Below are 26,250 nucleotides of genomic sequence, written 5' to 3' on the forward strand. Positions count from 1 at the left end.
CAAGCTATCGCCCCGCAGAGCGTGATCCACGCGCTGAAGCGGTCGAGATTGTGGACGGCAACCTCGCGCCCCAGCCGGTGGCGGCGGCATCGGCAGCATAATCCGTTTCGAGCTGGGTGATCGAAGGCTTGGTGTAGAAGATCCTGTCTGTCATGCCGCTAATTTCTGTTGAATTGAAATCAAAACGCAGGCGCCCGCCACGACGCTAGTTTTTGAAACTGGCGCGAGGCTCACATGATGATATGCCGGGCGACATCGTGCTGGTGGAACACGAGATTGGGCAGGTAGCCGAGTGCTACGAAATACTCCCGGTCGTTGTCGGCGCTGACGAAGACGGCGGTGCTTTCCAGCGGACTGTCGCTGAGTTTCACTGTCACCTTCACCTTTTCGCTGAGGCCGAGTTCGCGCATCAGGCCTTCGAGCGCGGTGATTTCCGGGAAACCGCCGAGAAGCAGCGTATCGACGCCGATTGCCGAATTCACTTCGCTCACCAGCGTCTGGATGGCGACCATCAGGGGCAGCCTTTCACGGAAACTGCGAATTTCCGGGTGGTCGAGCATCCCGCCCCACATGATGCGGGTATAGAGTTCATAGGCCTTGATGAAGTTCTTGCGCTCCGCCCAGAAGCGAAAGGCGACCGCCATGCGATTGAGAGTGAAGATCTTGCACATCTCGTCATACTTGAGATGCGTCTCGGGCGTCAGGTTCAGCGCCCCGCGCCTGGCTCCCGTATAGAGAAAATATTCAAGCCCGCCGCGATAGCGATCCCAGCTCGTCATGACGTCGTTGGTGCCTTCTTGCGGACGGTCGCGGACGATCGCCGAATTGGCGATGGAACGGTAGAACGGGCGCTGCAGGAAGGAGACCGCGCCCTGATCGAGGAAATGCGCAAGGAACGGGAACGGATAGAAGCAGAATTCCCGCGGGATCCAGGCCGACCGCAGGGTCGACGAGCGGTAGATCGCGATTTCCGGAAAGATGTGGCGTTCGCAGATATACTGGAAGACGTCGCCGAAACTTCCCTGCGGAAACTTCCGATCCTCGTTGACATTGTAGAACTTCGTGATGTCGGTTTTGGCGACTTCGTCGTAGAGGAACCACGGCGCATGGGCGCAGGTCACCTCCTGATTGTTGTCGAGATATCTGATGGTTTCGGCCACCGCATCGGCAATCAGGATGTCATCGTCGGCGAGATAGATGAGGTATTCGCCCTTGCCGAGGCGCAGAGCGCTCGTGACGTTTGCCGCGGCGCCGGCATTGGTTTCACGCTTGTAGTAGCGGATCGGCAGCCCGCGGGCGATGAATTCCTCGACCACCTGCTGCGTGCCATCCGTGGAGGCATTGTCACAGATCACGATTTCGAAGGGAAAGTCGAACTTGTAATCGTTCTCGCAGTAGGTCAGCGCGTTTCTGAGATAGGCTTCGCGGTTATAGGTCGGGATGCAGATGCTGAGTTTGATACCGCTCAAAGGCTTGTCTCCTGGCCGTAGCTGTCAAGCGCGGCGTCGCGCTCGCTGATGATGCTCGGCGTGAACGGCCAGGCGATGGAAAAGGCGGGATCGTCCCAGCGGACGCCACGGGCAAGTTCCGGCACATAGGCTTCCGACATCTGGTAGAAGAGCTCGCAATCATCCTCGAGCGTCAGGAAGCCGTGCGCGCATCCGGCAGGTATGTAGAAGGCGTTGTGATTGATGGCATCGAGCTCGACGGAGGCCCATTTGAGATAGCTCGGCGAATCCGGCCTCAGATCAACAGCCACGTCGAATACCCTGCCGCGCGTGGCGCGCACCAGCTTGATCTCCGGCCGCGGTTGGGCTTGGTAGTGCATACCGCGCAGCGTCCCGCGCTTGTGGTTCTGCGAGATATTGCACTGCGGGTAGACGGGGACGAGACCTTGCGCCGCAAAGGTCTGCGCGTCGAAGGTTCGTGCGAACATTCCCCGGTCGTCGGAGCGCGCGTCGACTTCCACGACAAAGGCGCCCGAAACCGCGGTCGGAAGGAATTTCAACCGAGCACCGTCAGTTCCGGCACGGCGACCGCGAAGCGTCCCCCCCAGGCACCGACCCTGCTGTTGGCCGCAACGACCTCGTTCTTGATGTTCCAAGGCAGGATGAGCACGTAATCCGGCTGCGTTTCGTCCATCTTCTCCGGGGCGTAGATCGGCAGTTTGCTCCCCGGCAGGAAATGCCCCTGCTTGTGCGGATTGCGGTCGACGACATATTCGATGAGGTCGGTGCCGACGCCGCAGAAATTCAGCAGCGTGTTGCCCTTGGCGGCAGCGCCATAGGCGGCGACCTTCTTGCCGCTGCGTTTGGCTTCCGCGAGGAAGGCGAGCAGCCCATCCTTGATCGGCGCTACGCGGCTCTGGAAAGCCTCGTAGGTCTCGACCTTGTCGAAGCCGGCGGCGGCCTCATCGGCGCGGACCTTGGCAAGACTGTAGCCGATTGCGTGAACCATGGACGTTGCGCGGCAGGCAAGCACGCGGAGACTCCCGCCATGGGTCGGCAATTCTTCCACGTCAAAGATCTTGAGGCCGTGCGCCGCGAACACCTTTTCGACGGCGAGCAACGACAGATAGTAGAAATGCTCGTGGTAGACAGTGTCGAACTGGATATTTTCCATCAGCCGCAGAAGGTGCGGGAATTCAACGCTGACGACGCCGTCCGGCTTCAGCACAGCCGAAAGCCCGCCGACGAAATCGTTGATGTCAGGCACATGCGCCAGCACGTTGTTGCCGATGACAATGTCGGCGGCAAGGCCGCGGGAGACGAGATCGGCAGCGGTTTCCTTGCCAAAGAAGCGCGCTTCCGTGGGAACGCCGATCTGCCGTGCCACTTCCGCAACGTTCTCGGCCGGCTCGATGCCGAGCACGGGCACGCCGGCTTCGACGAAATGCTTGAGGAGGTAGCCGTCATTGCTCGCCACCTCGATCACCTGCGATGTCTCGCTGAGACCGAAGCGCTTGCGCGCCATGATCGTAAACTGGCGGGCATGCTCCACCCAGCCGTCGCTGTAGGAGGAGAAATAGGCATAGTGGCTGAAGATATCCTCCGGCGGAACGAAGGCATCGGCCTGCACCAGCCAGCATTCAGAGCAGACGAAGGCGCGCAGCGGATAGGAGGGCTCCGGCTTGTTGAGCTGCTCTTCCGTCAGATAGGCGTTGGCGAGCGGCGTCGAACCCAGATCGACGAAACGATGCTTCAGCGGAGCGTTGCAGAACCGGCAATTGTGCGCTGTCATGATACTGTTTCCTCATATGCCGCGATCTGGCCGAGCGAGAAGGCGCGCATGTCTACGCCCTCGCGGTTGGCCTTGTACCAGGCGGCAGTCCAGTCGATTGTCTGTTGCAGGCTGAGCCGCGGGCGCCAGCCGATGGTGTCGAGCGCAAGCGCCGAGCTCAGCGTCAGCGCCGGAGCTTCCGGCAGATGTTCGCCTGGCGCAAGCCGCCACACGTCTTCGACGCAGTGCGCGCGTCCGAGCGCTTCGGCGAGTTCGGAAACAGTGGCGAAGCTTTCGGGATGCGGACCGAAATTCAGTGCATCCGGCAGATCCCTGCCGCGCTGCTGCGTCAGCACCTCAGCGAAGCTCAGATAACCGCCAAGCGGCTCCAGCACATGCTGCCAGGGGCGGATCGCCGCGGGATAGCGCAGCATGATCGGTTCACCGCCTTCGAAAGCGCGGATGAAATCCGGGATCAGCCGGTCCTTCGACCAGTCGCCGCCGCCGATGACATTGCCGGCGCGGACCGTGGCGAGCCTGAGATCGCGCCCCTTGAAGAAACTGTCGCGGTAGCTCTGGCAGACGAGTTCGGTGCAGGCCTTGGAGTTGCTGTACGGATCTTTGCCGCCGAGCACATCGGTCTCGACGAAGGGTATGCCGCTGCCATTATTGGCGTAAACCTTGTCGGAGGTGATGACCAGCACGGTCTTGACGGAGGGCGTCTGCCTGACCGCGTCGAGAACATTTGCCGTTCCCATGACGTTGGTCGAAAAGGTCTCGGCCGGGTTCTCATAAGAACGCCGCACCAGAGCCTGCGCCGCCATATGGATGACGATCTCCGGTTGGAAGCGCCTGGAGAGATTAAGAACCGCCTCGGCGTCGCGGATATCGACGATGTGATGGCCGCGATCGTCCCAGGGAGCAAGCTTCCGATAGAGCGATGGTTCGGTCTCAGGCACCAGCGACACCGCGGTAACCTCAGCGCCGAGCCGCTCCAGCCACAGGGAAAGCCACGATCCCTTGAAGCCGGTATGTCCGGTCAGGAAAACCCGCCGCCCGTTCCAGAAGTCCGTCAGGCCCATAGTTTCCACGGTGCCTTTCCGGAATTCCAGAGCTCTTCCAGGTGGTTGCGCTCGCGGAGCGTATCCATGGGCTGCCAGAAGCCATCATGCTTGAAGGCGGCGAGCTCGTTGTTGGCGGCGAGCCATTCCAACGGTCCGGCTTCCCAGATCGTGTCGTCGCCCGGGATGAGATCGACCACCGACGGGTCGAGCACGAAGAAGCCGCCATTGATGCGCTGGCCGTCGCCCCTCGGCTTCTCGATGAAGGAGGTGATGAACTGCCCCTCGATATTCGTGGCGCCGTAACGTCCGGGCGGAGTGACCGCGCACATCGTCGCCTTGAGGCCATGGCTGCGATGGAACGCGACCTCGGCGGCGATATCGACGTCGCCGACGCCGTCGCCATAAGTCATGCAGAAGGGTTCGCCTGGCGTCAGATGGTCGCGAATGCGCCCGAGACGGCCGCCGGTCATCGAATGCATGCCGGTATCGACCACGGTCACGCGCCAGTTCGGTCGTGTGCCGCCGTGATAGTTGATGCTGTTGGAGGCGAGGTCGACGGTGATATCGTTGTGGTGCAGAACAAGGTTTACGAAATATTCCTTGATCAAATAGCCCTTGTAGCCGGCGCAGATGATGAAATCATTGAGCCCGTGATGAGCATAGATGCTCATGATGTGCCAGAGGATCGGCATGCCGCCGATTTCGACCAGAGGCTTGGGTCGGATACTGGTCTCCTCGGCAAGACGAGAGCCAAGGCCACCGGCGAGAATTACGACTTTCATCCCAAGCGAACTCCAGAGTGTCTAGTCAGGTTTCCCGACCACCCTCAGAGCCGCCCGGCTCTTTACAGGCGGAACGGCCGTATGTTCATCCTTGTCTCGGTATCCGATTTCGTTCTTGTGCGAGGCTTGCGGGGGTGTCGGAACGGGCAGCCGCGCGTGTCGCAGGCCATGCGTTGAGTAATGGCCGAAGGCACGTCCTTCCAGTTTTACGAGGAGCACCAAGCGGCCCAATTCATCCGAACGGAAAGCGGCTGATCCTGATAGGAGAGCGTCAGATACTGCCCGCCAATTGCTGCCGACAAAGGCGGGTGCGTCGGCGGGAAGAAAAAATCCCACTTCGGAATCCCGAAATTCCCCCGCTTCGGGATTCCGAAATTCGACGCCTTTCGCGGGCTGTCGCCGTGGAGAAACATCCAATGATTTCAATCCCGCAGCCAATTTCGGGATTCCGAAGTGCTATATAGATTATGGTGGGAGTCCCCCCGCGCCGCCAAACCTTGGCCGGATCGTGTGCGGTTATGCCTCCAGACGAAGCTGGAGGGAAGCGTCGTCTGCCTCGACGACCTTGGGCTTACGCTTTGTTGCCGCACGGCGTGCTGGCTTGGTGGTTTTCGGCCGAGTGTCGGAGCCGAGCTCGTCTGCCTCGGAGCTGGGCACCAACAGGCCGACCGCAGGCCCCGTAGCGGCTACCTCAATGACCGGCTTCGGCTTCGGCATTTCAATGGCCGGCTTGGCAGCTGACACCTCGCGGGCCTTTATAGGCTCGGGGGTGCTGGCTGGGGTTGTGGCGAATCGGATCATCAGCAAAACTCCATCTGTTCGCTTTATGTTCGCATTTGGGAGTGAGGGAGTCAATGCAGGCCAGCTATCAAGAGCGGCAGGAATAAACATCTAGAAATGAGGGCTTCGGAGAGATCTTGGGAGCTATTGAGCGAACAAGCCCTTGAGCGCATCGCGATTGGCCTTTGTTGCAAGGCACCTGCGCAACTCTAGTTGGAAAGGCTTAACTCCTTGATCTTGGTAGTGATCAAGAATGGAATGGTGCCCAGAAGAGGACTCGAACCTCCACACCCTTTCGGGTACCAGCACCTGAAGCTGGCGCGTCTACCAATTCCGCCATCTGGGCGACGGAGAGCGATGTAAGGGGGTGGCTCCTGACTGTCAACTGGGTTTTTGAAGTTTTTCTGACAGTTGGCGAGAAAGCCGCTGATCACATGGGCGGGAGTGGCGCTAGGCGGGGCATAGCGCTTCGGTGGTCACGCCCTATATAAAGGAAATATCGAAAGGAATGCCACATGCCTATTGCTCGTACGCTTCTGCTCGCCAGTCTTTTAGCTCTTCTATCGCCCGCAATCGCCGGGGCCGATTCGCTGAAGCTGGGCAAGCCGGGGGTCGGGCCGCTGAACACGGGATCGACGCTCTGCGATTTTCGCGGTTGCTTCGGTTTCGGGCCGCAGCAATGGCATCGCCCCGCCTATGTCCAGCCGAACTACCGTCCACGCGGCGCGGGGCCAACCTATTACCGGCCGGGCGCTGCCGGGCCGCCGCAGCTGACTTATGATCCGCCGCCGGTGCAAAGAGTGCAGCCGAAAGTGCGCGAAATGAATAGCCATGCCGCCTGGTGCAGCAACGAGTACCGCTCCTACAATCCGCGGACCGACCGTTTCCTCACCTATGAGGGCATCTACAAGACCTGCCGCTCGCCCTATCGCTGAGCCGCGTGGTTAGCTTTCGAGCGAGGCGCGGTCGACGTGGCCGAGATCGCGGCCGGGCTCGACGATGTCGCGGACCCGCTGTTTCAGCTCCTTCGGCCCGGGAAAACCGCCGTCGCGCTTGCGCTCCCAGATCAGATCGCCATTGACGCGGATCTCGAAATTGCCGCCGGTGGCGGGGATCAGCGCCACTTCGCCGAGGCTGTCGGAAAAAGTATGCAGCAGCTCCTGCGCCATCCAGCTGGCGCGCAGCAGCCAGTTGCACTGGGTGCAGTAGAGGATCGTGACGCGGGCTTTTTCGGTCATGGCGATGTCCTTTCGTTTGCTGAGATTTAAGCCCTGTGGCGCGTGCGCGCAATCGCCCTCGCAGAGCATGATGCCGAAAAGTGTGAGCGGTTTTCGGGCGACATCATGCTCTAACTATTTAATTAAGAACAGGATTCAGATTTTGGGCCGAACCGGCCTAAAGCCTCAATCCTGTTCTGGCGTCTTGCGCGCCGCCCTCCGCCATGGTCTCTTCCCGTGGTCGGCCATACCGGGAAGAACTTATGCGCGTCGCAGTCATCGAAAACATGCGGAATACCGGCCTCGGCGCGCTTGCCGCGGCCCTCGACGAGGCGGGAGCGGAGATCGAGTGGTTCCGGGTGTGGCAGGACGGCATCCTGCCGAAAGATATATCCGGCCATGACGCGCTGGTCGTTCTTGGCGGCGAGCAGAGCGCGCTGGATGACCAAACCCACCCCTATCTGCCGGAACTCGTCCGGCTCACCCGCCGCTTCGGCGATGCCGGCAAGGCCGTGCTTGGCATCTGCCTCGGCAGCCAGATCCTCGCCCGCGCCTATGGCGCCGACAATCACTTAGGAATCGCCCGCGAATTCGGCTGGCACGGGATCGGCGTCACCGCCGAGGGCCGGACCGATCCGCTGCTGTCGGCGCTTGGCGGCGAATTCACCATCTTCGAATGGCATGCCGATACGTTTTCCCTGCCTGAGGGCGCGGCGCGCCTCGCCTCGAGCCCCGTTGCAGAGAACCAGGCCTTCCGCATCGGCCGCGCCGTCTATGGCACCCAGTTCCATTTCGAGGCCGATTCAGCGGTCGTCGAACAATGGAAGGCCGAATTTCCCGACACGATCGCGCGCATTGCGCCGGGCTGGCTGGAGAACCATGCCGAACTGGCGGCAAGACATGGCGGAGCCGCCGATGCCGCGGGCCTTGCCATCGCGCGCGCTTGGGTCAGCCTGATCGAGCGGCAAGAGGTCGAAATGCTGTCGCAGGCCTCGGCGTGAGGGCCAATGCGATGCCCGCCAGCGAACGCGAAAAGATGGCGGCAGGCGAATGGTATTGCTGCCTCGATGACGAGCTCGATCTTTTGCGGCGGCAGGCGCGTGCCGCTGTCCACGCCCATAATACGCTGCCGCCGGACGAACGCGGCGCGATGGCGCCGGCCCTGAGGGCGCTCTTTGCGCAGGCAGCACTCGATGTCTTCATCGAGGCGCCGTTTCACTGCTCCTACGGCATCAATATCACTCTCGGCGAGCGCGTCTATTTCAATGCCGGCTGCACCATCCTCGATTCCGGCCGGGTGACGATCGGCGACCGCAGCATGTTCGGCCCCGGCGTGCAGATCTATTGCGCCGAGCATCACAAGGAGCCGGCACTGCGCAGCACAGGCATCGAGATCGCCAAGCCTGTCACCATCGGCAGCGATGTCTGGATCGGCGGCAGCGCTATCATCCTCGGCGGCGTCACGATCGGCGACGGTGCGATCGTCGGCGCCGGTGCGGTGGTAACAAGGGACGTGCCGGCCGGCGCAACCGTGGTCGGCAATCCAGCCCGCATCCGCTAGAGCAATTCCAGCAAAAGTGCGTAGCGGTTTTGCGTCCGGAATTGCGTGAAAACAACGAGATGGAGCATTTCCGTGATTCGGAGAAAACGGAAATGCGCTAGCGCCGGCAAGGCCGCCCATTCCGCGATGACCTCGACAGCGGCGAAAGCTCCGCTAGATCAGAAGGCAAAACGGGAGGACATCATGAGCGTTCGGAATTTACCCATGGAAGGCGGCTGCCGTTGCGGCCGGGTGCGATTGAAGATCAGCGCCCCGCCGCTGCTCACCATGGCCTGTCATTGCACGGGGTGCCAGAAGATGACATCGAGCGCCTATTCGCTGAGTGCGGCCATCCCCAGCGAAGGCTTCGAGGTGACGCAGGGCGAGCCGGTGATCGGCGGTCTGCATGGTTTCACGAAGCATTATTTCTGCCCGCATTGCATGAGCTGGATGTTCACCCGGCCGGAAGGCATGGACTGGTTCGTCAATCTGCGCGTGACCATGCTGGATGATCCGAGCTGGTTCACCCCTTTCATCGAGACGTGGACGAGCGAGAAGCTGTCATTCGCCGAGACCGGCGCGGTATACAGCTACACGGCGCTGCCGGAGATGGACGCCTATGAGGGGCTGGTGAAGGAGTATATGGGCAGGGGGTAAGTCAAAACTGCCTGTATTTCGCAAACGGCAAGCCATGCTTTGCGACATACTCATTTTGCTCCGCGATCGCCTCGGCGTTTTCAATTCGCCAAAGTCTTTCGCGTTCTTCGCGAGGCAGCGTTTCATCGTCGCTTGTTTTTTGATCGAAGGTCGGAGCTTTGCAGCCCCTTTCGATCTTGGAATGAGTGTTTGTACCCATCACCGATCCCGGTTTGCCAGTCGTTCGGCTTTCATCGTTCATCGCAGAATCCCCTCGGAGATAACTGTTGACGGAGCCTTAACCACGTCTCTTTCGTCATGCTCGGGCCTGTCCCGAGCATCTGCAGCCGTTTGATATGTAGCAGATCCTCGGCACAAGGCCGAGGATGACGGCGAACAAAGAGCGAGGCTCGTCAACATCTAAGGAGACCTACGTCTCCTCGTCAAAAAAGCTCTGCGAAAAACCTATTCGTCGCCCATCTTCAATGCCGCGATGAAGGCTTCCTGGGGAATTTCCACCTTGCCGAACTGGCGCATGCGCTTCTTGCCGGCCTTCTGCTTGTCGAGCAGCTTGCGCTTGCGGGTAGCGTCGCCGCCGTAGCATTTCGCGGTCACGTCCTTTCGCAGCGCCGAGATCGTCTCGCGGGCAATGACGTTGCCGCCGATCGCCGCCTGGATCGGGATCTTGAACATGTGCTTCGGGATCAGCTCCTTGAGCTTCTCGCACATGTCGCGGCCGCGCTTTTCGGCGGCCGTCCGGTGCACCATCATCGACAGCGCGTCGACCGGTTCGCCGTTGACGAGGATCGACATCTTCACGAGGTTGCCTTCGCGGTGGTCGGTCAGCGTGTAGTCGAAGGAGGCATAACCCTTCGAGATCGACTTCAGCCGGTCGTAGAAATCGAAGACGACTTCGTTGAGCGGCAGGTCGTAGGTCAGCATCGCACGCGTGCCGACATAGGTAAGCTCGATCTGGATGCCGCGCCGGTCCTGGCAGAGCTTCAGGATGCTGCCGAGATAATCGTCGGGTGTCAGGATTGTCGCGCGGATCCACGGCTCGTGGATTTCCGAGATTTTGACGACATCGGGCATGTCGGCCGGATTGTGCAACTCGCGCTCCGTGCCGTCGGTCATAAACATCTTGTAGACGACCGAGGGTGCGGTGGCGATGAGGTCGAGGTCGAACTCGCGCTCCAGCCGTTCCTGGATGATTTCCAGATGCAGCAGGCCGAGGAAGCCGCAGCGGAAGCCGAAACCGAGAGCCGCCGACGATTCCATTTCGAAGGAGAAGGAGGCGTCGTTGAGGCGAAGCTTGCCCATGGCGGCGCGCAGATCCTCGAAATCGGCGGCGTCGACCGGGAAGAGGCCGCAGAACACCACCGGCTGCGCCGGCTTGAAGCCCGGCAGCGCCTGGGCCGTCGGCCGCTTGTCCTCGGTGATCGTGTCGCCGACGCGGGTATCGGCCACTTCCTTGATCGAGGCGGTGATGAAGCCGATCTCGCCGGGGCCGAGGCGGTCGATATTGACCATCTTCGGCGTCAGCACGCCGACGCGCTCCACCTGGTATTTCGCATCGGTGCCCATCATCCGCACCGTCTGGCCCTTGGTCAGCACGCCGTCGATGACGCGGACGAGAACCATGACGCCGAGATAGGCGTCGTACCAGCTGTCGACGAGCAGCGCCTTCAACGGCGCCTTTTCGCCGCCGGGGCTCTTCGGCGCCGGTAGCCTGTGGACGATCGCTTCCAGCACATCGGGAATGCCGAGGCCGGTCTTTGCCGAAATCAGCACCGCCTCCGAAGCGTCGATGCCGATCACCTCCTCGATCTGTTCCTTGATGCGGTCGGGTTCGGCGGCCGGCAGGTCGATCTTGTTGAGGACGGTGACGATCTCGTGGTTGTTGTCGATCGCCTGGTAGACGTTGGCAAGCGTCTGCGCTTCGACGCCCTGGCTGGCGTCGACGACGAGCAACGAGCCCTCGCAGGCCGACAGCGACCGTGAGACTTCATAGGCGAAGTCGACGTGGCCGGGCGTGTCGATCAGGTTGAGAATGTATTTCTCGCCGTTGTTCGCCTGGTAATGCAGGCGCACGGTCTGGGCCTTGATGGTGATGCCGCGCTCGCGCTCGATATCCATATTGTCGAGCACCTGCTCGGACATTTCGCGCTCGGCAAGGCCGCCCGTCGTCTGGATCAGGCGGTCGGCCAGCGTCGATTTGCCGTGGTCGATATGGGCCACGATCGAAAAGTTGCGGATATGGGACAGCGGAGTGGTGGAATTGGTGCTCATGCGCGCCATATAGCAGCGCCGCCCCCTGCCGCAAAGCGGTAATTATCCTGCTGTTTACGCTATTTCGTCCTGTGCCGGGCGCCGATCAGACCGGCCACGTCTCCAGCCGCCAGGCCGAATCCCAGAACATCCATTCATATTGCGAGGCGCGCACGAAGACATCGGTCATTTGCGCCCGCTCCACCGGCGATGCGGCGCGGGCGGCGATGTCGGTCAGCGCGATCACTTCGCGGGCACCGGCGGCAAATTGCGGATCGCCATAGGTGTTGATCCAGGCCTGGAAAGCATTGCCTTCGATAGCAGGCCGGTTCTTGATCGCTTCGCCGACATGCCAGTAGATCCAGAAGCAGGGAAGGATGGAGGACAGCGCCACCGCGTAGGAGCTGTGATAGGCGGTGGCAAGCAGGAAGTTGGTATAGGCAAAGCCGGCAGGCGAGGGTTCGGCTGATGTGACGTCGGCAGACGTGATGCCGAACTGGGTGAGGAAGCCGGCATGCAGGCCCTGCTCGACGGTGATTGCCTTCTGTGCCGAACCGAGGAAGCGCAGGACCTGCGCATTGTCGGGTGCCTTGGCCGCGACGATCGCAAGGCATCGCGCATAATGCTTGAGGTAGAGCGCATCCTGCAGGATGTAATGGCGGAAAACCTCCGGCGGCAGCGTGCCGTCCGAAAGCCGCTGCAGCAGCGGCAAGGCCTCGATTTCAGCCATGATCGGCGCGATCCTGTCCCAGGCGGCAGCCGTGAAGCTTCCCGTCAGTTCCGTGCTCTGCTTGCTGGCGTCCATCACTCTCTCCTCGGATTGCGCCGCCATATATGGACGGCGTAGCGGCGAAAGCAAGGCACGTTTGGCCGCTTTTCGTAGCCACTTGATTCCATCATCGGATAATGTATTTCTCTTATAGTAGAAATTGGACTGGAAAATGGAACCGGAACTCGAACAGGCGATCGGCATCCGCATCCGCACGCTGCGGCAGGAAAAGGCTTTGACGCTCGATGATCTTGCTGCGGCCTCCGGCGTCAGCCGGGCGATGATCTCGCGCATCGAGCGGGCGGAGGCGAGCCCGACCGCCTCGCTGCTGGCCAGGATCTGCGCCGCGCTTGGCCTGTCGCTGTCGGCCTTCTTTGCGGAAGACGGGCAGGCCTCGCCGCTCGCCCGGAGGCAGGAACAGCAGGTCTGGCGCGATCCGGAGACGGGATATATGCGCCGGTCTGTTTCACCCCCGGGCACGGCTTCGGATGTCGATATCGTCGAGGTTGAATTCCCGGCCGGCGCCCGCGTCAGCTTCCCCCCGCATGCGAGCGTCCATGGCATGACGCAGCATATCTGGCTGTTCGACGGCGAGCTGGAGATGACGGCGGCTGAGACTGTCTACCGGCTGCGCCCGGGGGATTGCCTCTTCATGCCGGTCGGCGAGGGTCACGTCTTCCACAATCCCGGCAATATGCCGGCACGCTATTGCGTCGTGCTCGATCGCGGCGGCCGATAACAGCTTTCATTTCAGGAGAACAGTATGCCCGCTATTCGTATCCTTTCCGCCGAGGAGGCCCGCGCTGCCGTTCCGGCCCTTTCGCAAGTGCTTGTCGATTGCGTCGCGGGCGGTGCCTCCGTCGGCTTCATGCAGCCCTATGGGCCTGAGGACGCCGAGCCCTATTGGTGTGATGTCGCCGATGCCGTTGCCACCGGCGGCAATCTGCTACTGGTCGCTGAACTCGACGGCAGGATCGTCGGCACCGTCCAGGTGGGTGCCGCGCAGATGCCGAACCAGCCGCATCGCGGCGATCTGAAGAAGCTGCTGGTGCATCGCTCGGCCCGCGGCAGGGGGCTCGCCCGGCTGCTGATGGATGCCGCCGAACGCGAGGCAGCAAGCCGCGGCAAGACCCTGCTCGTGCTCGACACGGCAACCGGCAGCGATGCCGAGGCGATCTATCCGCGCTTGGGCTGGCAGCGCGTCGGCGTCATCCCCGATTATGCGCTGTGGCCGGAAGGCGGCTTCTGCGCCACCACCCTGTTCTACAAACGGCTCGCCTGATTGCGCCGGTCCCGCTCATGCCGGCCTGGCGAAGACCGGAAACGCGCCGCCAAGCGTCGCGCCCGCCGTCCATTGCGCGGCATTCCAGCCGAATTGCCGCGCCGCTTCGACATTCACCGCCATATCGTCAATGAAAGCGATTTCGCCGGGCAGCACGCCGGCCCGCTCGGTCGCCATTCGGAAAAAGTCAGGCGAAGGTTTGCTGTGCCCGAGTGCTGCGGAATAAATGATGTCGTCGAAATGTGCGTTAAGGCCGATCTGCTCCATCAGGTAGCGCGCCCGCCTATGCTCCTGGTTGGTCGCCAGCAGGAGAGTGATGCCGCTTTGCCTGAGAGCGGCGAGTTCTTCCAGCAGATTGCGATCGAGGCGGGAATCGTTTTCGAACCAGTAGTCGATCAGCGTTTCAGCGCTGAGGTGGGGCGCGATCTTTGCGAGAACGCCGGCGAGCCTCGGCTCCAGCGCCGCGCGGCCGATGATGATATCGCCCCAGTGGGTCTGGAAGAATTCCTGCTGCAGCAGGTCGAGGCGCAGCCCGAGATCGCGCTCGAGATAGGTGAAGAGAGGCAGGCCATCGGTCGGGCGACCATGAATGAGCACGCCGTCGACATCGACCATCAGCACTTTCATGCGGAAAATTTCCTCGTTCTCAAATCACCGGCGAAGGTGGCGTCATTATTCCAGACGATCAAGAGGTCGCGCGGCTTTTTTGTCGGGGCCGAGCCGTGTAAATCTCCATTGTCAATCAAGGGCAAGATCTGAAATGCGCGTCATCTATTCCGAAGATCACAAGCTGCGCGATGCCAGGACCGAGCTGCACGCCGGCCAACTGGTGACGCCCTTCGAGGCGCCGTTCCGCGCCGAATGGATTCTTGCGGCGGTCAAGCAGGCGGGCTTCACCGACGTCGTGGCGCCCGATCCGCACGGACTGGAAACGGCTCGAAAAGTACATGATCCCGCCTATCTGGATTTTCTCGCCACCGGATGGGACCGCTGGGTGGCGGCTGGTTTCACCGGCGAGGCGATCGCCAATTCCTTTGCCGTTCGCCGCACCAGCCAGCGTGTACCCGACAATATCGTCGGCGCGATCGGCCACTACGCCAATGCCGCCGATACCTCGATCACCAAGGGCTCCTACGAGGCGGCGATCGCTTCCATGCGCTGTGCTATATCAGGCGCCGACTGGCTGACGCAGGGCAATCGCTTCGCCTTCGCGCTCTGCCGCCCGCCCGGGCACCATGCCGGCATCGATCTCTTCGGCGGCTATTGCTTCATCAACAATTCGGGCGTCGCGGCACAGCGGCTGCTCGATAGCGGTGCGAGGAAAGTCGCGGTGCTGGATGTCGATTTCCACCATGGCAACGGCACCCAGGATATCTTCTATCGCCGCGGCGATGTCTTCACCGCCTCGCTGCATGGTGATCCCATGCATGCCTTTCCCTATTTCCTCGGCCATGCCGACGAGGAAGGCGAGGGCGAGGGCGAAGGTAGCAACCGCAACTATCCGATGCCGCCGGGCACGCCTTGGGATGTCTGGTCTTCGGCCCTTGCCGATGCGCTCACCCGCATCAAGACATTCGGCGCCGAGGCGGTCGTCGTGGCGCTCGGCGTCGATACCTTCGAGCGCGATCCGATCTCCTTCTTCAGCCTCACCTCGGACGATTTCACCCGCATGGGCGCGATGATATCAGCCACCGGCTTGCCGGTGCTCGCCTGCATGGAGGGCGGTTACGGCGTGCCGGAGATCGGCCTTAACGTCGCCAACGTCCTCAAGGGTCTGGAAGCCTGATCACCGCCGATGACCGACGAGACCGTTCCATCCGATATCCCGACATCCCGCATGCTGAGCTGGGCGCGCAACTCCGCTATCTATCGCCTGGAGCGACGGATGATGACGGAAAAGCAGCTGTTTGACGCCATCAGCCGCAAGGCGAAGGAGAAATTCGAGGATATCAGCGCGGCGCAACTCAAGGCCATCGCCGATTTCGCGGTCAAATTTGCCTATGACAACAAGGTGCTCGACGACAGCGCCTATGCGGAGATCAGCACGCGCTCTGCCGTGCGCGGCGGTAAATCGAAGCGCGCGATCGCCCAGAAGCTAGCTGCCAAGGGCGTCTCCAGCGACAAGGTTGGGGCTGCACTTGAAGAGGCTGACGATCTCTATGCCGCAGCGATATTTGCCCGCAAGCGCGCCTTCGGCCCCTTCCGCCGGGTCGAGCTTGACGAAAAGCGAAAGGCCAAAGAGCTTTCGGCTTTCGCCCGCAACGGCTTCAGCTTCGATATCGGCAGGAAGATCTTCGACATGAGCTTCGAAGACGCGGAAGAGGTCATCCTCGCCGGCCGATCTTTGGTGCCTCAGCATCAGCGCTCTTGATCCCGGCATGAAAAGATTGAATTTGGTTCTCCCCCGTCTTCGGCTTAGAACCGCGCCAGGATCGGGGGCCACATGGACATCAAGAATATCGAGACCGGCACGGATAGCGCAGCCTTGATTGCGCAGCCGGGCGTATCGTCGGCTTCGGGCGGCTTGGCGGCCGGTGTCGCGATGTGCCTGATGTCGATGTCGTCGATCCAGTTCGGCGCGGCACTGTCTTCGTCAGCCATTGCGACCTATGGCGTTGCCGGCGCCACCTGGCTGCGGCTTGCTTTCGCGGCGATCATCCTTGCCGCCGTCATCAGGCCTTCGGTGCTGCGTTATAGCGGCGCCCAATGGCGGGCGACATTGCTGCTCGGCACGACGACGGCTGCCATGACGCTCTGCTTCTTCGCTGCGATCCAGCGGCTGCCGCTCGGTCTGGCGATCGCCATCGATTTTCTTGGGCCGCTCTCGGTCGCCGTCTTCGGCTATGGCCTGACCTGGCGGCTCACCTGGCCGTTGATCGCTGCGGCCGGCATTCTCTTCCTCGCCCATGACGGCGAAGGCTGGGTCGGCAATTCCTCAGGCGTCCTCTTCGCCCTCGGCTCGGCTGTGGGATGGGCGGTCTATATTCTGCTGACGAAGAAGGTCGGCGCCGCCTTCAAGGGGCTGGAAGGTCTCTCGATGTCACTGCTCGTTGCCGGCCTCGTCGCAACTCCTTTCGGTCTTGCCGAGACAGGGGGCGCTTTCACGCTGAAGGGACTGGTCGAGGTTCTCGGCCTTGCCATTCTTGTGCCGCTCTTGCCCTATGCGCTGGAGATGGTGGCGCTGCGGCGCATGCCGTCGGCATCATTCGGCATCTTGATGAGCCTCGAACCGGCGCTCGGCGCTCTCGCCGGCTTTCTGATCCTCGCCCAGCCGATGACCGCGCTGCAGATGCTGGGTACTGCGCTCGTCGTGGCGGCCAGCGCCGGCGCCACCGCCTCGGCGGCGAAGAGCTAGAAAAGTGTCAGCGTTTTTGGGAACGCCGTCTCTACAAGATGGATCAGGCGGGTTTGCGGGCGGGATCGTCGAGCGCCGGATTGTAGAACAGCGACAGTATCAGGCTCTTGGCGATCCGCTCCGCCGTTGCCATGAACCAGGCCTTGGCCTCCGGCGTTGGCGCGATATCGTCAAGCGTTGCGGCAAACAGCGACAGCCACTTCGGAAAGAGATCGGGTGTCAGGTTCTGGACACCCGTATGCGCCTGCACCGGCTTGCCGCCATAGGCGCCGCTGCGGAAGGCAACGGCCGACCAGAAGCTCTTCATTTTCGCCATATGCTCCGGCCAGCGCCCGGATAGCCTGGCGTCGAACACCGGGCCGAGATCGGGATGTGCGAGCACGCGCCCGTAAAAGGTCTCGACCAGCCTGTCGATGAAGGCCGCGTCGACGCCCATTTCCCGCATCTCCGCCTCCGCCCTTTCGCGGATCGCCGCGACATGGGCAGGGCGGCCCTGAATGTCATTGTCCATTCCGAAACCCCGGCGCCGCGTGATGCGGCGCCCTCTCATATAGGTATTTATGGCAGCGCGCCAAAGTCGTCCGCGCCGCTTGCGGCAATCTGTCAGCAGCCTGCGGCGCCGCGCGTCTTTTCGAGGCGCGCAAAGGACGCTGTAGCACTTTGAATTGCCTCACGCACTTGACCGCCATCGCCGCGTTCTTTAGATTTAGAATAATTCTAAAAATTGGAGAAGATCATGCTGGCGCGGTTTTTCAGATCCTCGAAACGATCTTTCGAGTCGCTGTCCGAGCAGGAGATCCTTGCCCTTGGGATCGCCTCCGAGGAAGACGATGCCCGCATCTATCTTGCCTATGCTGACAGGCTGCGCCGGGATTTTCCGGCCTCGGCCAAGGTCTTCGAGGATATGGCCGAGGTCGAGGATACGCACCGAAAATCGTTGATCGAAATCCATCGCCAGCGTTTCGGCGAGCGCATTCCGTTGATCCGGCGCGAGCATGTGCAGGGTTTTTACGAGCGCAAGCCCGACTGGCTCAGGGCAAACCTTTCGCTGGATGCGATGCGGCAGGAAACCGAGGCGATGGAGGAGCAGGCCTATCGTTTCTATGTCGAGGCGGCAAAACGGACCTCGGATGCCTCGACGCGTGAGCTTCTCGGCGACCTCGCCCTCGCCGAACAGGGGCATGAGGATATCGCCCGTATGCTGGGCGACAAACATACGCCCGAAGACGTCAAGCATGACGAGGACGCGACGGTGCATCGGCAATTCGTGCTGACCTACGTGCAGCCAGGCCTTGCCGGGCTGATGGACGGCTCGGTCTCGACGCTGGCGCCGATCTTCGCCGCCGCCTTCGCCACGCAGGATACCTGGCAGACCTTTCTCGTCGGTCTTTCGGCCTCCGTCGGCGCCGGCATCTCGATGGGCTTCACCGAGGCCGCCCATGACGACGGCAAGATCTCCGGCAGAGGCTCGCCGGTCAAACGCGGCCTTGCCTGCGGCATCATGACGGCGCTCGGCGGTCTCGGCCACGCGCTGCCCTATCTGATCCCGCATTTCTGGACGGCAACGATCACCGCCGCCATCGTCGTCTTCTTCGAACTCTGGGCAATCGCCTTCATCCAGAACCGCTACATGGAAACCCCTTTCCTGCGCGCCGCCTTCCAGGTGGTGCTCGGCGGCGGCCTGGTGCTCGGGGCGGGTATCCTGATCGGGAATGGGTGAGGAGCGGTCGGGCGCAGCCCGAGCAATCGATCCAGCGAATCGATTGCAGCGACGAACGCCCTGAGCCCAAAGCGAAGGGCCGGGAGACGGTGCGGCATCCCAAACCAACAAAACAAAAAGGCCGGCAAAACCGCCGGCCTTTCCACATTCTCTATTGCAACTCTTACCGCAGCGCGCCGACCAGGACGTCGCGGCCGTTCTCGATGGTGACCCAGCGGCCGGCATTGTAGCTCGACTGGCGCTTGACGAAGGAATAGGGCGTCCCAAACCACGGCTTGACGTCGGAAGCGAGGTTGTCGAGCACGAAATCGCCCTCGGCGGTGCGCAGCGTCAGCACGGCATGGCCTTCGCCGTCCGGCTTGCGCACGACGGTCATCAGCAGGTCGGCAGCCGAAAAGCCGCGCTGGATCAGCATGCGGCGCTTCAAGAGCGCGAAATCTTCGCAGTCGCCGGCGGTGGTCGGATAGGCCCAGACCTCATCCTTGCCGTAGATTTCCTTGTCGGTCATCGGCGTGATCGTGCGATTGACCGTGGCGTTGACCGAACGCACGAGCGACCACTTCCCCGGGTTCATGGCGACCGGGCCTGCGTTGCGGTTTGCGCCGCATTCACTGCGGTGGATCTGACAGAAATCGTAGTGGCCGATCGGCTGTGAGGTGGCATTGCCCGTTACCATTGAAGCATTTCTGCTTGGGGCCGGTATGGCGGCCGTCGCCATCGCAAACACGGCCATCATGGCCACAAAGATACCCTTGATCCGCACGCCCGCTCTTTCCTTGCATCGCCCCTTATTTATTAACAAAGTGTTAATGGAGAGGGCCCAAAAGAGTCAATCGTTACTTCTTGGGAGGAGCTTGCGACTCGCCGACATGGTTAAAATGCAACGGCTTGGGGACCTGCAGCAGGCGAATTTATCCGCCTCTGCCATTCAGGCGGGCATCTGCCTATTTGTTGATGAACGGATGATGCCTTTGACGGCACTCAGGAGAAGCGCGATATCGCCGGGGCGTGAAAGGCGATGGTCGCCGTCGCGGACGAAGGTCAGCACCACGTCGTCGGCGGGAAGATGTTCGACCAGTTTCATCGCATGCGCATGCGGCACGTCGGCGTCTTTCATGCCCTGGAGAATGTGCACCGGGCAGCCGGTTTCGATGATGCCGTCGAGCACCCGGTTCTTTCGGCCGTCCTCGATCAGCGCCCGCGTATAGATGTTGGGTTCCGGGCTGTATTGAGAACGCTCTTCGAAATAGCCGCGCTCGGCCAGCGATTTGCGCTCTTTCGCCTTGAGGTTCGGCTCGATCAGCTCCGAGGTGAAATCGGGCGCCGGCGCAATCAGCACCATGCCTGCGAGCTTTGGGAGCGTCACGCCGCCCTGCCGCGCAAGCTCCTGCGCCAGCCTGAGCGCGATCCAGCCGCCCATCGACGAGCCGACGAGGATCACCCGATCGGGCGCGACATGACGGATGACGGCAAGCGCCTCCTCCAGCCAGCGCGAGATCGTGCCCTCGCCGAAATTGCCGCCGGAAAGTCCGTGGCCGGAATAGTCGAGGCGGATGCAGGCGAGCCCAAGTTCCGCCGCCAGCCCGTCGAGTTCCACCGCCTTGGTGCCGCTCATGTCGGAGCGGTAGCCGGACAGCCAGACCAGCGCCGGCGCGCCATTGCCGGCCTGCGCCGGGCGGACGAGCATGGCGATCTGACGCGCCGCCTCGCCCTCGCCAACCGTCAGGAACTGCGGCGCGGAATCGGGCATCTGATCGGACATCGGCGAAACTCCTGTTGTTCTGGCCTATAAAACAGATTCTTGGCAGGCTGACAGCGGGTGATTTTTCCGTTAAAGGATGATATTGACTCCGTTGCAGCGATGACGCGACACGTTTGTGCCCCTGATCGGGAGCGCGATGCTGCAACGTTCCGAAAACAACGCGAGGAGAATACGACCATTCGCAGACCTTTTAAAACCGATGCGCCCGTGAAGGACGGACCGCGCTCGAACCGTGAAATCCGCATTCCCAAAGTTCAGCTGATCGGGGCTGATGGACAGAATGTCGGCATCGTGCCCACCGACCAGGCTTTGAAAATGGCGGAAGAAGCCGGCCTCGATCTCGTCGAAATTTCCCCCAATGTCGAACCGCCGGTGTGCAAGATCCTCGATCTGGGCAAGCTGAAATATGCCAACCAGAAGAAGGCTGCCGAGGCGCGCAAGAAGCAGAAGATCGTCGAAGTCAAAGAAATCAAGATGCGCCCGAACATCGACACCCATGATTATGAGGTGAAGATGAAGGCGATGGGTCGCTTCTTCGACGAAGGCGACAAGGTCAAGGTGACGCTGAAGTTCCGCGGCCGCGAAATGGCCCACCAGGAACTCGGCATGAAGCTTCTGCAGCAGGTCAAGGCCGATACGATCGAGTTCGCCAAGGTCGAAGCCGAACCCAAGCTTGAAGGCCGCCAGATGATGATGGTGCTGGCGCCGAAATAAGCGCCAGGCAGTTTTTCGCCCAAGGCCGTCCGCAAGGGCGGCTTTTGTGCTTTCTGCCATTGTGCTTTGGGCCGGTGTATTTTGGGAGGCGCGAAGATTCCTCCGCGGCCCCGTTGCACTTTCATGACGCTGCGGTTATAAGCGCGCGTCCGAACTGACCGGCAGGGCATGCCGTGGCAGTTTCGAATGCTTGCGGAACGGTTCGTCGCCGATGCCGCAGATCAACAACAATCGCTCCCGCACCTTGTTGCGACGGCCGGAGAACCGGACTTCGCGGGAAGGGCTTTTTTGATGAAGCGCGCAGGGAGGACAGAAGGAGTAGCAAAATGCCCAAGATGAAGACGAAGTCCTCTGCCAAGAAGCGGTTCAAGATCACCGCGTCAGGCAAGGTCAAGGCTGCCGCTGCTGGCAAGCGCCATGGCATGATCAAGCGTTCCAACAAGTTCATTCGCGATGCACGTGGCACCATGGTTCTCGCAGAACCGGATGGCCGCAAGGTTATCAAGAATTACCTGCCGAACGGTCTCTGAGACTCGTCCGCGAACGCTAGATTTAAGGAGATCATGATATGGCACGTGTAAAAAGAGGCGTCACCTCTCACGCCAAGCACAAGAAGGTTCTGAAGGCCGCAAAGGGCTTTTACGGCCGCCGCAAGAACACCATCCGTACCGCCAAGGCTGCAGTCGATCGTTCGAAGCAGTACGCCTACCGCGACCGCAAGGTCAACAAGCGCAACTTCCGTGCGCTTTGGATCCAGCGTATCAACGCCGCTGTGCGTGAATTCGGCCTGACCTACGGCCGCTTCATCGACGGCCTGAACAAGGCTGGCATCGAAGTCGACCGCAAGGTTCTCTCCGACATGGCGATCCACGAGCCGGAAGCATTCGGCGCGCTGGTCAGCGCTGCCAAGAAGGCTCTTGAATACCTCAAGGAAGCCGGCACGACGAACGAGTTTGAAGGCGCGGTCAAGTAACCAGCGCTTCCCAAGCTTTTGAATTTATGATTTTGGGAAACCCGCGCTGGTTTGGGCTAGCGCGGGTTTTTCTTTCTTTATATTCCTGGCGCCGGCTGGCGCCACCTGCCTCCCGATCGCCCGCCTGATACTGGACGGAAAGAAGTGACAATGTCAGATATCGACCAGCTCAACACATCGCTGCTCGCCGAAATCGCTGCCGCCGATGACGAGACGGCGCTCGAAGCCGTGCGCGTTTCCGCCCTCGGCAAGAAGGGCTCCGTCTCCGAATTGTTGAAGACGCTCGGCGCCATGACGCCGGAAGAGCGTCAAAGCAAGGGCGCGGCGATCAACGTTCTGAAGAACGCGGTGACCGAGGCGCTCACCACCCGCAAGACGACGCTGCGGCAAGCGGCGATTGATGCGCGGCTGAAGGCCGAGACGGTCGATGTCAGCCTGCCGGTGCGCTCTTCGCCGGCCGAGCGCGGCCGTATCCATCCGATCAGCCAGATCGTCGACGAAATCACCGCGATCTTCGCCGACATGGGCTTCTCGATCGCCGAAGGTCCCGACATCGAGACCGATTATTACAATTTCACCGCGTTGAATTTCCCCGAAGGCCATCCGGCCCGCGAGATGCACGACACCTTCTTCTTCAACCCGGATGAGAATGGTGAGCGCAAGGTCCTGCGCACCCACACCTCGCCCGTGCAGGTGCGCACCATGGAGGCGCAGACACCGCCGATCCGCATCATCATTCCCGGCAAGACCTACCGCCAGGACTCGGACGCCACCCATTCGCCGATGTTCCATCAGGTCGAAGGCCTGGTCGTCGACAAGAAGGCCAATGTCGCCAACCTCCGCTGGGTGCTGGAAGAATTCTGCAAGACCTTCTTCGAGGTCGACAGCGTGACGATGCGTTTTCGCCCGTCCTTCTTCCCCTTCACCGAGCCCTCTTTCGAGGTCGATATCCAGTGCGACCGCTCCGGCCCGATCGTCAAGTTCGGCGAGGGGACCGACTGGATGGAAATCCTCGGTTGCGGCATGGTCCACCCGAACGTGCTGCGTCACGGCGGGCTCGATCCGGACGAATATCAGGGCTTTGCCTGGGGCATGGGCCTCGATCGCATTGCCATGCTGAAATACGGCATGCCCGACCTGCGCGACTTCTTCAACGCCGACGTCCGTTGGATGACGCATTACGGCTTCCGCCCGCTCGACATGCCGACGCTGTTCGGCGGCCTCAGCGCTTGAACGGAGAATTGGGACGATGAAATTCACGCTCTCCTGGCTGAAAGAGCATCTGGAAACGGATGCCGGCCTCGATGAAATCTGCACGCGCCTCACCGAGATCGGACTGGAGGTCGAGGATGTCGACGACAAGGCGGCCTTCAAGCCCTTCGTCATCGCCAGGGTCGTCTCGGCCGAAAAACATCCGCAGGCCGATCGCCTGAAGGTGCTGATGGTCGATACCGGTTCCGGCGCGCCGGTCCAGGTCGTCTGCGGCGCCCCGAATGCGCGCGCCGGCCTCGTCGGCGCCTTCGCAGCGCCCGGAACCTATGTTCCCGGCATCGACGTGACGCTCGCCGTCGGCAATATCCGCGGCGTCGAAAGCCATGGCATGATGTGCTCCGAAAAGGAGCTGCAGATCTCCGACAGTCACGACGGCATTATCGACCTGCCGGACGATGCGCCTGTCGGCCAGAGTTATGCCGCCTATGCTCATCTCGACGATCCCCTCATCGAGATCAATCTGACGCCCAACCGGCCGGACTGCACCTCGATCCACGGCATCGCCCGCGATCTCGCCGCCTCCGGCCTCGGCACGCTGAAGACGCGGCCTGCACCGTCCTTCGCCGTCGAAGGCGAGACGCCGGTGAAGCTGACGCTCGATCTCGACGATCCGAAGCTCTGCCCGGGCTTTGCGCTGCGCCTCGTGCGCGGCGTCAGGAATGGCCCGAGCCCCCGCTGGATGCAGCAGCGGCTGATCGCCATCGGCCTGCGCCCCATCAACGCGCTTGTCGATGTCACCAACTACATGACCTTCGATCAGGGGCGGCCGATCCACGTCTTCGATGCCGCCAAGATCAACGGCAACCTGACCGTCCGCCGTGCCGCCGAAGGCGAGACGGTGCTGGCGCTCGACCAGCGCGAGTACAAGCTGTCGCCGAACAACGTCGTCATCTCCGATGAAAACGGTATCGAATCGATCGGCGGCATCATGGGCGGCGAACATTCCGGCTGCGACGAGAATACCGTCGACGTGCTGATCGAATCCGCCCTGTGGGACCCGATGAACATCGCCAAATCGGGCCGCAGCCTCGGCATCATCACCGATGCACGCTACCGCTTCGAACGCGGCGTTGATCCGGACTATATGGCCCCCGGTCTCGAACGCACGACCGAACTGGTGCTGGAGCTTTGCGGTGGCAAGGCCGCCAGGGCCGAGATCGTCGGCTACCAGGGTTACGAACCGAAGATCGTCGATTTCCCCTATTCGGAGGTCAAGCGCCTGACAGGCCTCGAGGTCTCGAATGAGGAAAGCAACACGATTCTGACGCGCCTCGGCTTCACCGTCTCCGGTTCCGGCGAGCGCGTCTCCGTCGCTGTCCCCTCCTGGCGTCCCGATGTCGACGGCAAGGCCGATCTCGTCGAGGAGGTCATGCGCATTCACGGCGTCGACAATATCAAGCCGGCGCCGCTTGAAAGCCATGCGGCCGTCAACGGCAAGATCCTGACGACGCTGCAGATCCGCACCCGCCTCGCCAAGCGGGCGCTCGCCGCGCGCGGCATGCTCGAAGCCGTCACCTGGTCGTTCATTCCTGAAGACCAGGCAAAGCTCTTCGGCGGCGGTTCGCCGACCCTCAAGCTTGCCAATCCGATCGCCGCCGAAATGTCGGATATGCGCCCCTCACTGCTGCCGGGCCTGCTGTCAGCCGCCCAGCGCAATGCCGACAAGGGTTACGGCGACGTCGCCCTCTTCGAGGTCTCCGGCACTTATGAGAACGACAGGCCGGAGGGTCAGCGCCGCGTTGCCGGCGGCATCCGCCGCGGCACGGCCTCACTTGCCGGCGCTGGTCGCGCCTGGTCGAACACCGCCAAGGGCGGCGGCAAGCCGGTCGACGTCTTCGACGCCAAGGCCGACGCGCTCGCCGTCATCGAAGCCTGCGGCCTGCCGATGGGCAATATCCAGATCGAGCAGGGGGGGCCGGCATGGTATCATCCCGGCCGCTCCGGCACGATCAAGATGGGGCCGAAGGTCGTGCTCGGCTATTTCGGCGAATTCCATCCGCTGACACTGGAAGCGCTCGATGTCTCCGGCGCGCTCTGCGGTTTCGAGGTCTATGTCGACACCATGCCGGAGGCCAAGCGCAAGGCGACGCGCACCAAGCCGGCACTCGAACTGTCGCCCTTCCAGGTGGTGCGGCGCGACTTCGCCTTCGTCGTCGATAAGACGGTCGAAGCCGGCGCCATCGTCAAGGCCGCCACGGGCGCGGACCGCAAGCTGGTGACCGGCGTCAATGTCTTCGACATTTTCGAGGGCGCATCGCTTGGCGACGGCAAAAAGTCGGTGGCGATCGAGGTTCAGATCCAGCCGGTCGAGCGCACGCTGACGGATGAGGATTTCGAAGCGCTGACGCAGAAGATCGTCGCCAGTGTTGCGAAATTCACCGGCGGTGTCCTCAGAAGCTGAGTTTACCCAACGTCGCCAGATAATGGACCGGTCGCGAATAGCTGCCGGTCTTTTCAGCGATGCAGATGGAAGAGTTTGCTGACGATCGTCCAGCGGCCGTCGATCTTCAGCAGCGAGAGATAATCGGTAAAGCGCATGCCGGCAAAGTCGTCGGTGACCTTGACGCTCGCCGCATCGCCCTCGACGTCGACGCTCTGGATGTCCATGTAGGGCTGCGTGCCGGGCGGCGCCGGCTCCTCTTGCAGGATCGCGGCAATGAATTCGTCCCGCGTCAGCCACTCGACGGCATTTTCGTAATGGCCGATGATCGAGCTTTTCGGATGAAAGGCCTTTTTCAAGGCTGCCTCATTGGCGAAGGCCATGCCTTCGACATAGAGATGAACCGTCTGTTCGACTGCCTGCCTGTCCGACATTTTGTCATCCCGTTCTCAGAGATGGCGTTAGATAGTTTCGCCGGGCCCGAAGGCAAGCCCGGCCGGTTGTGGCCGACCGGGCT

General features: G+C 61.6%; 31 protein-coding genes and 1 tRNA gene. 15 read left to right on the forward strand and 17 right to left on the reverse strand.

All coding sequences use genetic code 11. The annotated features are described in order from the left end of the window. Positions 1-4: 4 nt before the first annotated feature. The 8 genes from AC244Q_RS23385 to AC244Q_RS23420 form a co-directional block, all read right to left on the reverse strand. Positions 5-154: a hypothetical protein gene (locus AC244Q_RS23385; protein WP_157628347.1), complete on the reverse strand. Its 150-nt coding sequence runs from the start codon at positions 152-154 to the stop codon at positions 5-7. A 76-nt stretch (positions 155-230) separates the two neighbouring features. Continuing rightward, positions 231-1,469: a glycosyltransferase family 2 protein gene (locus AC244Q_RS23390; protein ID WP_017995729.1), complete on the reverse strand. Its 1,239-nt coding sequence runs from the start codon at positions 1,467-1,469 to the stop codon at positions 231-233. Further along, positions 1,466-2,008, reverse strand: coding sequence for a dTDP-4-dehydrorhamnose 3,5-epimerase (gene rfbC / locus AC244Q_RS23395; protein ID WP_017995730.1), 543 nt, complete (start codon positions 2,006-2,008; stop codon positions 1,466-1,468). Before rfbC ends, AC244Q_RS23390 begins: the two co-directional genes overlap by 4 nt. Beyond that, the gene (locus AC244Q_RS23400; RefSeq protein WP_017995731.1) at positions 2,005-3,240 is read right to left on the reverse strand and encodes a class I SAM-dependent methyltransferase; all 1,236 of its coding nucleotides are present in this window, start codon (positions 3,238-3,240) and stop codon (positions 2,005-2,007) included. Before AC244Q_RS23400 ends, rfbC begins: the two co-directional genes overlap by 4 nt. Further along, a complete protein-coding gene (gene rfbG / locus AC244Q_RS23405; protein WP_012759761.1) occupies positions 3,237-4,301 on the reverse strand; it encodes a CDP-glucose 4,6-dehydratase in 1,065 nt (354 codons plus the stop codon). The genes AC244Q_RS23400 and rfbG overlap by 4 nt, the downstream gene beginning before the upstream one ends. Next, a complete protein-coding gene (rfbF, locus tag AC244Q_RS23410; RefSeq protein WP_128406999.1) occupies positions 4,292-5,065 on the reverse strand; it encodes a glucose-1-phosphate cytidylyltransferase in 774 nt (257 codons plus the stop codon). Before rfbF ends, rfbG begins: the two co-directional genes overlap by 10 nt. 516 nt (positions 5,066-5,581) lie before the next feature. Further along, entirely contained in the window at positions 5,582-5,866 is a 285-nt protein-coding gene (locus AC244Q_RS23415) for a hypothetical protein (RefSeq protein WP_017995735.1), read from the reverse strand. Between the two features lie 238 nt (positions 5,867-6,104). Further along, positions 6,105-6,191, reverse strand: a tRNA-Leu gene (locus AC244Q_RS23420). A gap of 169 nt (positions 6,192-6,360) precedes the next feature. Between AC244Q_RS23420 and AC244Q_RS23425 the strand changes: the two genes are divergently transcribed. Next, positions 6,361-6,780 (forward strand): BA14K family protein, encoded by a 420-nt coding sequence (locus tag AC244Q_RS23425; protein WP_128406997.1) that lies wholly within the window; start codon positions 6,361-6,363, stop codon positions 6,778-6,780. A gap of 9 nt (positions 6,781-6,789) precedes the next feature. Here the strand turns inward: AC244Q_RS23425 and AC244Q_RS23430 are convergent, their stop codons facing one another. Beyond that, entirely contained in the window at positions 6,790-7,083 is a 294-nt protein-coding gene (locus AC244Q_RS23430) for an Rdx family protein (RefSeq protein ID WP_003544579.1), read from the reverse strand. A 203-nt stretch (positions 7,084-7,286) separates the two neighbouring features. Between AC244Q_RS23430 and AC244Q_RS23435 the strand changes: the two genes are divergently transcribed. The 3 genes from AC244Q_RS23435 (at position 7,287) to AC244Q_RS23445 (ending at position 9,259) form a co-directional block, all read left to right on the forward strand. After that, on the forward strand, positions 7,287-8,063 hold the full coding sequence (locus AC244Q_RS23435; RefSeq protein WP_017995738.1) for a type 1 glutamine amidotransferase: 777 nt from the start codon (positions 7,287-7,289) through the stop codon (positions 8,061-8,063). An 11-nt stretch (positions 8,064-8,074) separates the two neighbouring features. Beyond that, positions 8,075-8,623, forward strand: a complete 549-nt coding sequence (locus AC244Q_RS23440) for a sugar O-acetyltransferase (RefSeq protein ID WP_017995739.1) — start codon at positions 8,075-8,077, stop codon at positions 8,621-8,623. A 183-nt stretch (positions 8,624-8,806) separates the two neighbouring features. After that, positions 8,807-9,259, forward strand: a complete 453-nt coding sequence (locus AC244Q_RS23445) for a GFA family protein (protein WP_026157535.1) — start codon at positions 8,807-8,809, stop codon at positions 9,257-9,259. Between the two features lies 1 nt (position 9,260). On the opposite strand, the gene AC244Q_RS23450 is transcribed toward AC244Q_RS23445, so the two are convergent. From AC244Q_RS23450 to tenA, 3 genes are all read right to left on the reverse strand, one after another. Beyond that, a complete protein-coding gene (locus tag AC244Q_RS23450; protein WP_245274034.1) occupies positions 9,261-9,500 on the reverse strand; it encodes a type II toxin-antitoxin system CcdA family antitoxin in 240 nt (79 codons plus the stop codon). A gap of 203 nt (positions 9,501-9,703) precedes the next feature. Continuing rightward, the gene (lepA, locus tag AC244Q_RS23455; RefSeq protein ID WP_012759770.1) at positions 9,704-11,536 is read right to left on the reverse strand and encodes a translation elongation factor 4; all 1,833 of its coding nucleotides are present in this window, start codon (positions 11,534-11,536) and stop codon (positions 9,704-9,706) included. A 76-nt stretch (positions 11,537-11,612) separates the two neighbouring features. Continuing rightward, entirely contained in the window at positions 11,613-12,311 is a 699-nt protein-coding gene (gene tenA, locus AC244Q_RS23460) for a thiaminase II (RefSeq protein WP_026157536.1), read from the reverse strand. Positions 12,312-12,447: 136 nt separating this feature from the next. Between tenA and AC244Q_RS23465 the strand changes: the two genes are divergently transcribed. Further along, positions 12,448-13,014 (forward strand): helix-turn-helix domain-containing protein, encoded by a 567-nt coding sequence (locus tag AC244Q_RS23465; RefSeq protein ID WP_012759772.1) that lies wholly within the window; start codon positions 12,448-12,450, stop codon positions 13,012-13,014. A 24-nt stretch (positions 13,015-13,038) separates the two neighbouring features. After that, positions 13,039-13,557 carry a GNAT family N-acetyltransferase gene (locus AC244Q_RS23470; RefSeq protein WP_012759773.1) on the forward strand — a complete coding sequence of 173 codons (519 nt, stop codon included), beginning with the start codon at positions 13,039-13,041 and terminating at the stop codon, positions 13,555-13,557. A gap of 15 nt (positions 13,558-13,572) precedes the next feature. Here AC244Q_RS23470 and AC244Q_RS23475 read toward each other — a convergent pair whose 3' ends face one another. Continuing rightward, the gene (locus tag AC244Q_RS23475; protein WP_012759774.1) at positions 13,573-14,184 is read right to left on the reverse strand and encodes an HAD family hydrolase; all 612 of its coding nucleotides are present in this window, start codon (positions 14,182-14,184) and stop codon (positions 13,573-13,575) included. Between the two features lie 133 nt (positions 14,185-14,317). Between AC244Q_RS23475 and AC244Q_RS23480 the strand changes: the two genes are divergently transcribed. From AC244Q_RS23480 to AC244Q_RS23490, 3 genes are all read left to right on the forward strand, one after another. Next, positions 14,318-15,343 carry a histone deacetylase family protein gene (locus tag AC244Q_RS23480; protein WP_128406996.1) on the forward strand — a complete coding sequence of 342 codons (1,026 nt, stop codon included), beginning with the start codon at positions 14,318-14,320 and terminating at the stop codon, positions 15,341-15,343. Positions 15,344-15,352: 9 nt separating this feature from the next. Beyond that, on the forward strand, positions 15,353-15,928 hold the full coding sequence (gene recX / locus AC244Q_RS23485; RefSeq protein ID WP_012759776.1) for a recombination regulator RecX: 576 nt from the start codon (positions 15,353-15,355) through the stop codon (positions 15,926-15,928). A 72-nt stretch (positions 15,929-16,000) separates the two neighbouring features. After that, positions 16,001-16,912 carry an EamA family transporter gene (locus AC244Q_RS23490; RefSeq protein WP_012759777.1) on the forward strand — a complete coding sequence of 304 codons (912 nt, stop codon included), beginning with the start codon at positions 16,001-16,003 and terminating at the stop codon, positions 16,910-16,912. Positions 16,913-16,955: 43 nt separating this feature from the next. Here the strand turns inward: AC244Q_RS23490 and AC244Q_RS23495 are convergent, their stop codons facing one another. Continuing rightward, on the reverse strand, positions 16,956-17,423 hold the full coding sequence (locus AC244Q_RS23495) for a group III truncated hemoglobin (RefSeq protein ID WP_003544609.1): 468 nt from the start codon (positions 17,421-17,423) through the stop codon (positions 16,956-16,958). Between the two features lie 225 nt (positions 17,424-17,648). On the opposite strand from AC244Q_RS23495, the gene mbfA reads away from it, so the two are divergent. Further along, positions 17,649-18,632, forward strand: a complete 984-nt coding sequence (gene mbfA, locus AC244Q_RS23500) for an iron exporter MbfA (RefSeq protein WP_128406995.1) — start codon at positions 17,649-17,651, stop codon at positions 18,630-18,632. A 163-nt stretch (positions 18,633-18,795) separates the two neighbouring features. Here mbfA and AC244Q_RS23505 read toward each other — a convergent pair whose 3' ends face one another. Further along, positions 18,796-19,395: a transglutaminase-like cysteine peptidase gene (locus AC244Q_RS23505; RefSeq protein WP_012759779.1), complete on the reverse strand. Its 600-nt coding sequence runs from the start codon at positions 19,393-19,395 to the stop codon at positions 18,796-18,798. A 165-nt stretch (positions 19,396-19,560) separates the two neighbouring features. Continuing rightward, the gene (locus tag AC244Q_RS23510; protein ID WP_128406994.1) at positions 19,561-20,394 is read right to left on the reverse strand and encodes an alpha/beta hydrolase; all 834 of its coding nucleotides are present in this window, start codon (positions 20,392-20,394) and stop codon (positions 19,561-19,563) included. Positions 20,395-20,571: 177 nt separating this feature from the next. Here AC244Q_RS23510 and infC point away from each other — a divergent pair, with 177 nt between their 5' ends. The 5 genes from infC to pheT all read left to right on the forward strand — a co-directional run bounded on the left by infC (position 20,572) and on the right by pheT (position 25,754). After that, positions 20,572-21,108, forward strand: coding sequence for a translation initiation factor IF-3 (gene infC, locus AC244Q_RS23515; RefSeq protein WP_072640862.1), 537 nt, complete (start codon positions 20,572-20,574; stop codon positions 21,106-21,108). A gap of 326 nt (positions 21,109-21,434) precedes the next feature. Next, on the forward strand, positions 21,435-21,638 hold the full coding sequence (rpmI, locus tag AC244Q_RS23520; RefSeq protein ID WP_012759782.1) for a 50S ribosomal protein L35: 204 nt from the start codon (positions 21,435-21,437) through the stop codon (positions 21,636-21,638). Positions 21,639-21,676: 38 nt separating this feature from the next. Then, positions 21,677-22,081 (forward strand): 50S ribosomal protein L20, encoded by a 405-nt coding sequence (gene rplT / locus AC244Q_RS23525; RefSeq protein WP_012759783.1) that lies wholly within the window; start codon positions 21,677-21,679, stop codon positions 22,079-22,081. A gap of 150 nt (positions 22,082-22,231) precedes the next feature. Beyond that, entirely contained in the window at positions 22,232-23,314 is a 1,083-nt protein-coding gene (gene pheS / locus AC244Q_RS23530; RefSeq protein WP_012759784.1) for a phenylalanine--tRNA ligase subunit alpha, read from the forward strand. A gap of 16 nt (positions 23,315-23,330) precedes the next feature. Further along, entirely contained in the window at positions 23,331-25,754 is a 2,424-nt protein-coding gene (gene pheT, locus AC244Q_RS23535; RefSeq protein ID WP_017995752.1) for a phenylalanine--tRNA ligase subunit beta, read from the forward strand. Between the two features lie 53 nt (positions 25,755-25,807). Here pheT and AC244Q_RS23540 read toward each other — a convergent pair whose 3' ends face one another. Then, positions 25,808-26,167 carry a nuclear transport factor 2 family protein gene (locus AC244Q_RS23540; protein ID WP_003544625.1) on the reverse strand — a complete coding sequence of 120 codons (360 nt, stop codon included), beginning with the start codon at positions 26,165-26,167 and terminating at the stop codon, positions 25,808-25,810. Positions 26,168-26,250 lie beyond the last annotated feature (83 nt).

The organism is Rhizobium sp. CB2179 (assembly GCF_057653455.1).

Bases quoted from the DNA above. Each gene is read 5' to 3' on its own strand.
- pheT (WP_017995752.1), top strand. From the start codon at position 23,331: ATGAAATTCACGCTCTCCTGGCTGAAAGAGCATCTGGAAACGGATGCC.
- AC244Q_RS23400 (WP_017995731.1), bottom strand. From the start codon at position 3,240: ATGACAGCGCACAATTGCCGGTTCTGCAACGCTCCGCTGAAGCATCGT.
- tenA (WP_026157536.1), bottom strand. From the start codon at position 12,311: ATGGACGCCAGCAAGCAGAGCACGGAACTGACGGGAAGCTTCACGGCT.
- AC244Q_RS23435 (WP_017995738.1), top strand. From the start codon at position 7,287: ATGGTCTCTTCCCGTGGTCGGCCATACCGGGAAGAACTTATGCGCGTC.
- AC244Q_RS23480 (WP_128406996.1), top strand. From the start codon at position 14,318: ATGCGCGTCATCTATTCCGAAGATCACAAGCTGCGCGATGCCAGGACC.
- AC244Q_RS23475 (WP_012759774.1), bottom strand. From the start codon at position 14,184: ATGAAAGTGCTGATGGTCGATGTCGACGGCGTGCTCATTCATGGTCGC.
- AC244Q_RS23440 (WP_017995739.1), top strand. From the start codon at position 8,075: ATGCCCGCCAGCGAACGCGAAAAGATGGCGGCAGGCGAATGGTATTGC.
- rfbF (WP_128406999.1), bottom strand. From the start codon at position 5,065: ATGAAAGTCGTAATTCTCGCCGGTGGCCTTGGCTCTCGTCTTGCCGAG.
- AC244Q_RS23465 (WP_012759772.1), top strand. From the start codon at position 12,448: ATGGAACCGGAACTCGAACAGGCGATCGGCATCCGCATCCGCACGCTG.
- AC244Q_RS23470 (WP_012759773.1), top strand. From the start codon at position 13,039: ATGCCCGCTATTCGTATCCTTTCCGCCGAGGAGGCCCGCGCTGCCGTT.
- AC244Q_RS23490 (WP_012759777.1), top strand. From the start codon at position 16,001: ATGGACATCAAGAATATCGAGACCGGCACGGATAGCGCAGCCTTGATT.
- AC244Q_RS23510 (WP_128406994.1), bottom strand. From the start codon at position 20,394: ATGTCCGATCAGATGCCCGATTCCGCGCCGCAGTTCCTGACGGTTGGC.
- AC244Q_RS23450 (WP_245274034.1), bottom strand. From the start codon at position 9,500: ATGAACGATGAAAGCCGAACGACTGGCAAACCGGGATCGGTGATGGGT.
- AC244Q_RS23495 (WP_003544609.1), bottom strand. From the start codon at position 17,423: ATGGACAATGACATTCAGGGCCGCCCTGCCCATGTCGCGGCGATCCGC.
- AC244Q_RS23425 (WP_128406997.1), top strand. From the start codon at position 6,361: ATGCCTATTGCTCGTACGCTTCTGCTCGCCAGTCTTTTAGCTCTTCTA.
- AC244Q_RS23415 (WP_017995735.1), bottom strand. From the start codon at position 5,866: ATGATCCGATTCGCCACAACCCCAGCCAGCACCCCCGAGCCTATAAAG.
- rpmI (WP_012759782.1), top strand. From the start codon at position 21,435: ATGCCCAAGATGAAGACGAAGTCCTCTGCCAAGAAGCGGTTCAAGATC.
- mbfA (WP_128406995.1), top strand. From the start codon at position 17,649: ATGCTGGCGCGGTTTTTCAGATCCTCGAAACGATCTTTCGAGTCGCTG.
- AC244Q_RS23540 (WP_003544625.1), bottom strand. From the start codon at position 26,167: ATGTCGGACAGGCAGGCAGTCGAACAGACGGTTCATCTCTATGTCGAA.
- recX (WP_012759776.1), top strand. From the start codon at position 15,353: ATGACCGACGAGACCGTTCCATCCGATATCCCGACATCCCGCATGCTG.
- AC244Q_RS23445 (WP_026157535.1), top strand. From the start codon at position 8,807: ATGAGCGTTCGGAATTTACCCATGGAAGGCGGCTGCCGTTGCGGCCGG.
- pheS (WP_012759784.1), top strand. From the start codon at position 22,232: ATGTCAGATATCGACCAGCTCAACACATCGCTGCTCGCCGAAATCGCT.
- rfbG (WP_012759761.1), bottom strand. From the start codon at position 4,301: ATGGGCCTGACGGACTTCTGGAACGGGCGGCGGGTTTTCCTGACCGGA.
- AC244Q_RS23385 (WP_157628347.1), bottom strand. From the start codon at position 154: ATGACAGACAGGATCTTCTACACCAAGCCTTCGATCACCCAGCTCGAA.
- AC244Q_RS23430 (WP_003544579.1), bottom strand. From the start codon at position 7,083: ATGACCGAAAAAGCCCGCGTCACGATCCTCTACTGCACCCAGTGCAAC.
- rplT (WP_012759783.1), top strand. From the start codon at position 21,677: ATGGCACGTGTAAAAAGAGGCGTCACCTCTCACGCCAAGCACAAGAAG.
- lepA (WP_012759770.1), bottom strand. From the start codon at position 11,536: ATGGCGCGCATGAGCACCAATTCCACCACTCCGCTGTCCCATATCCGC.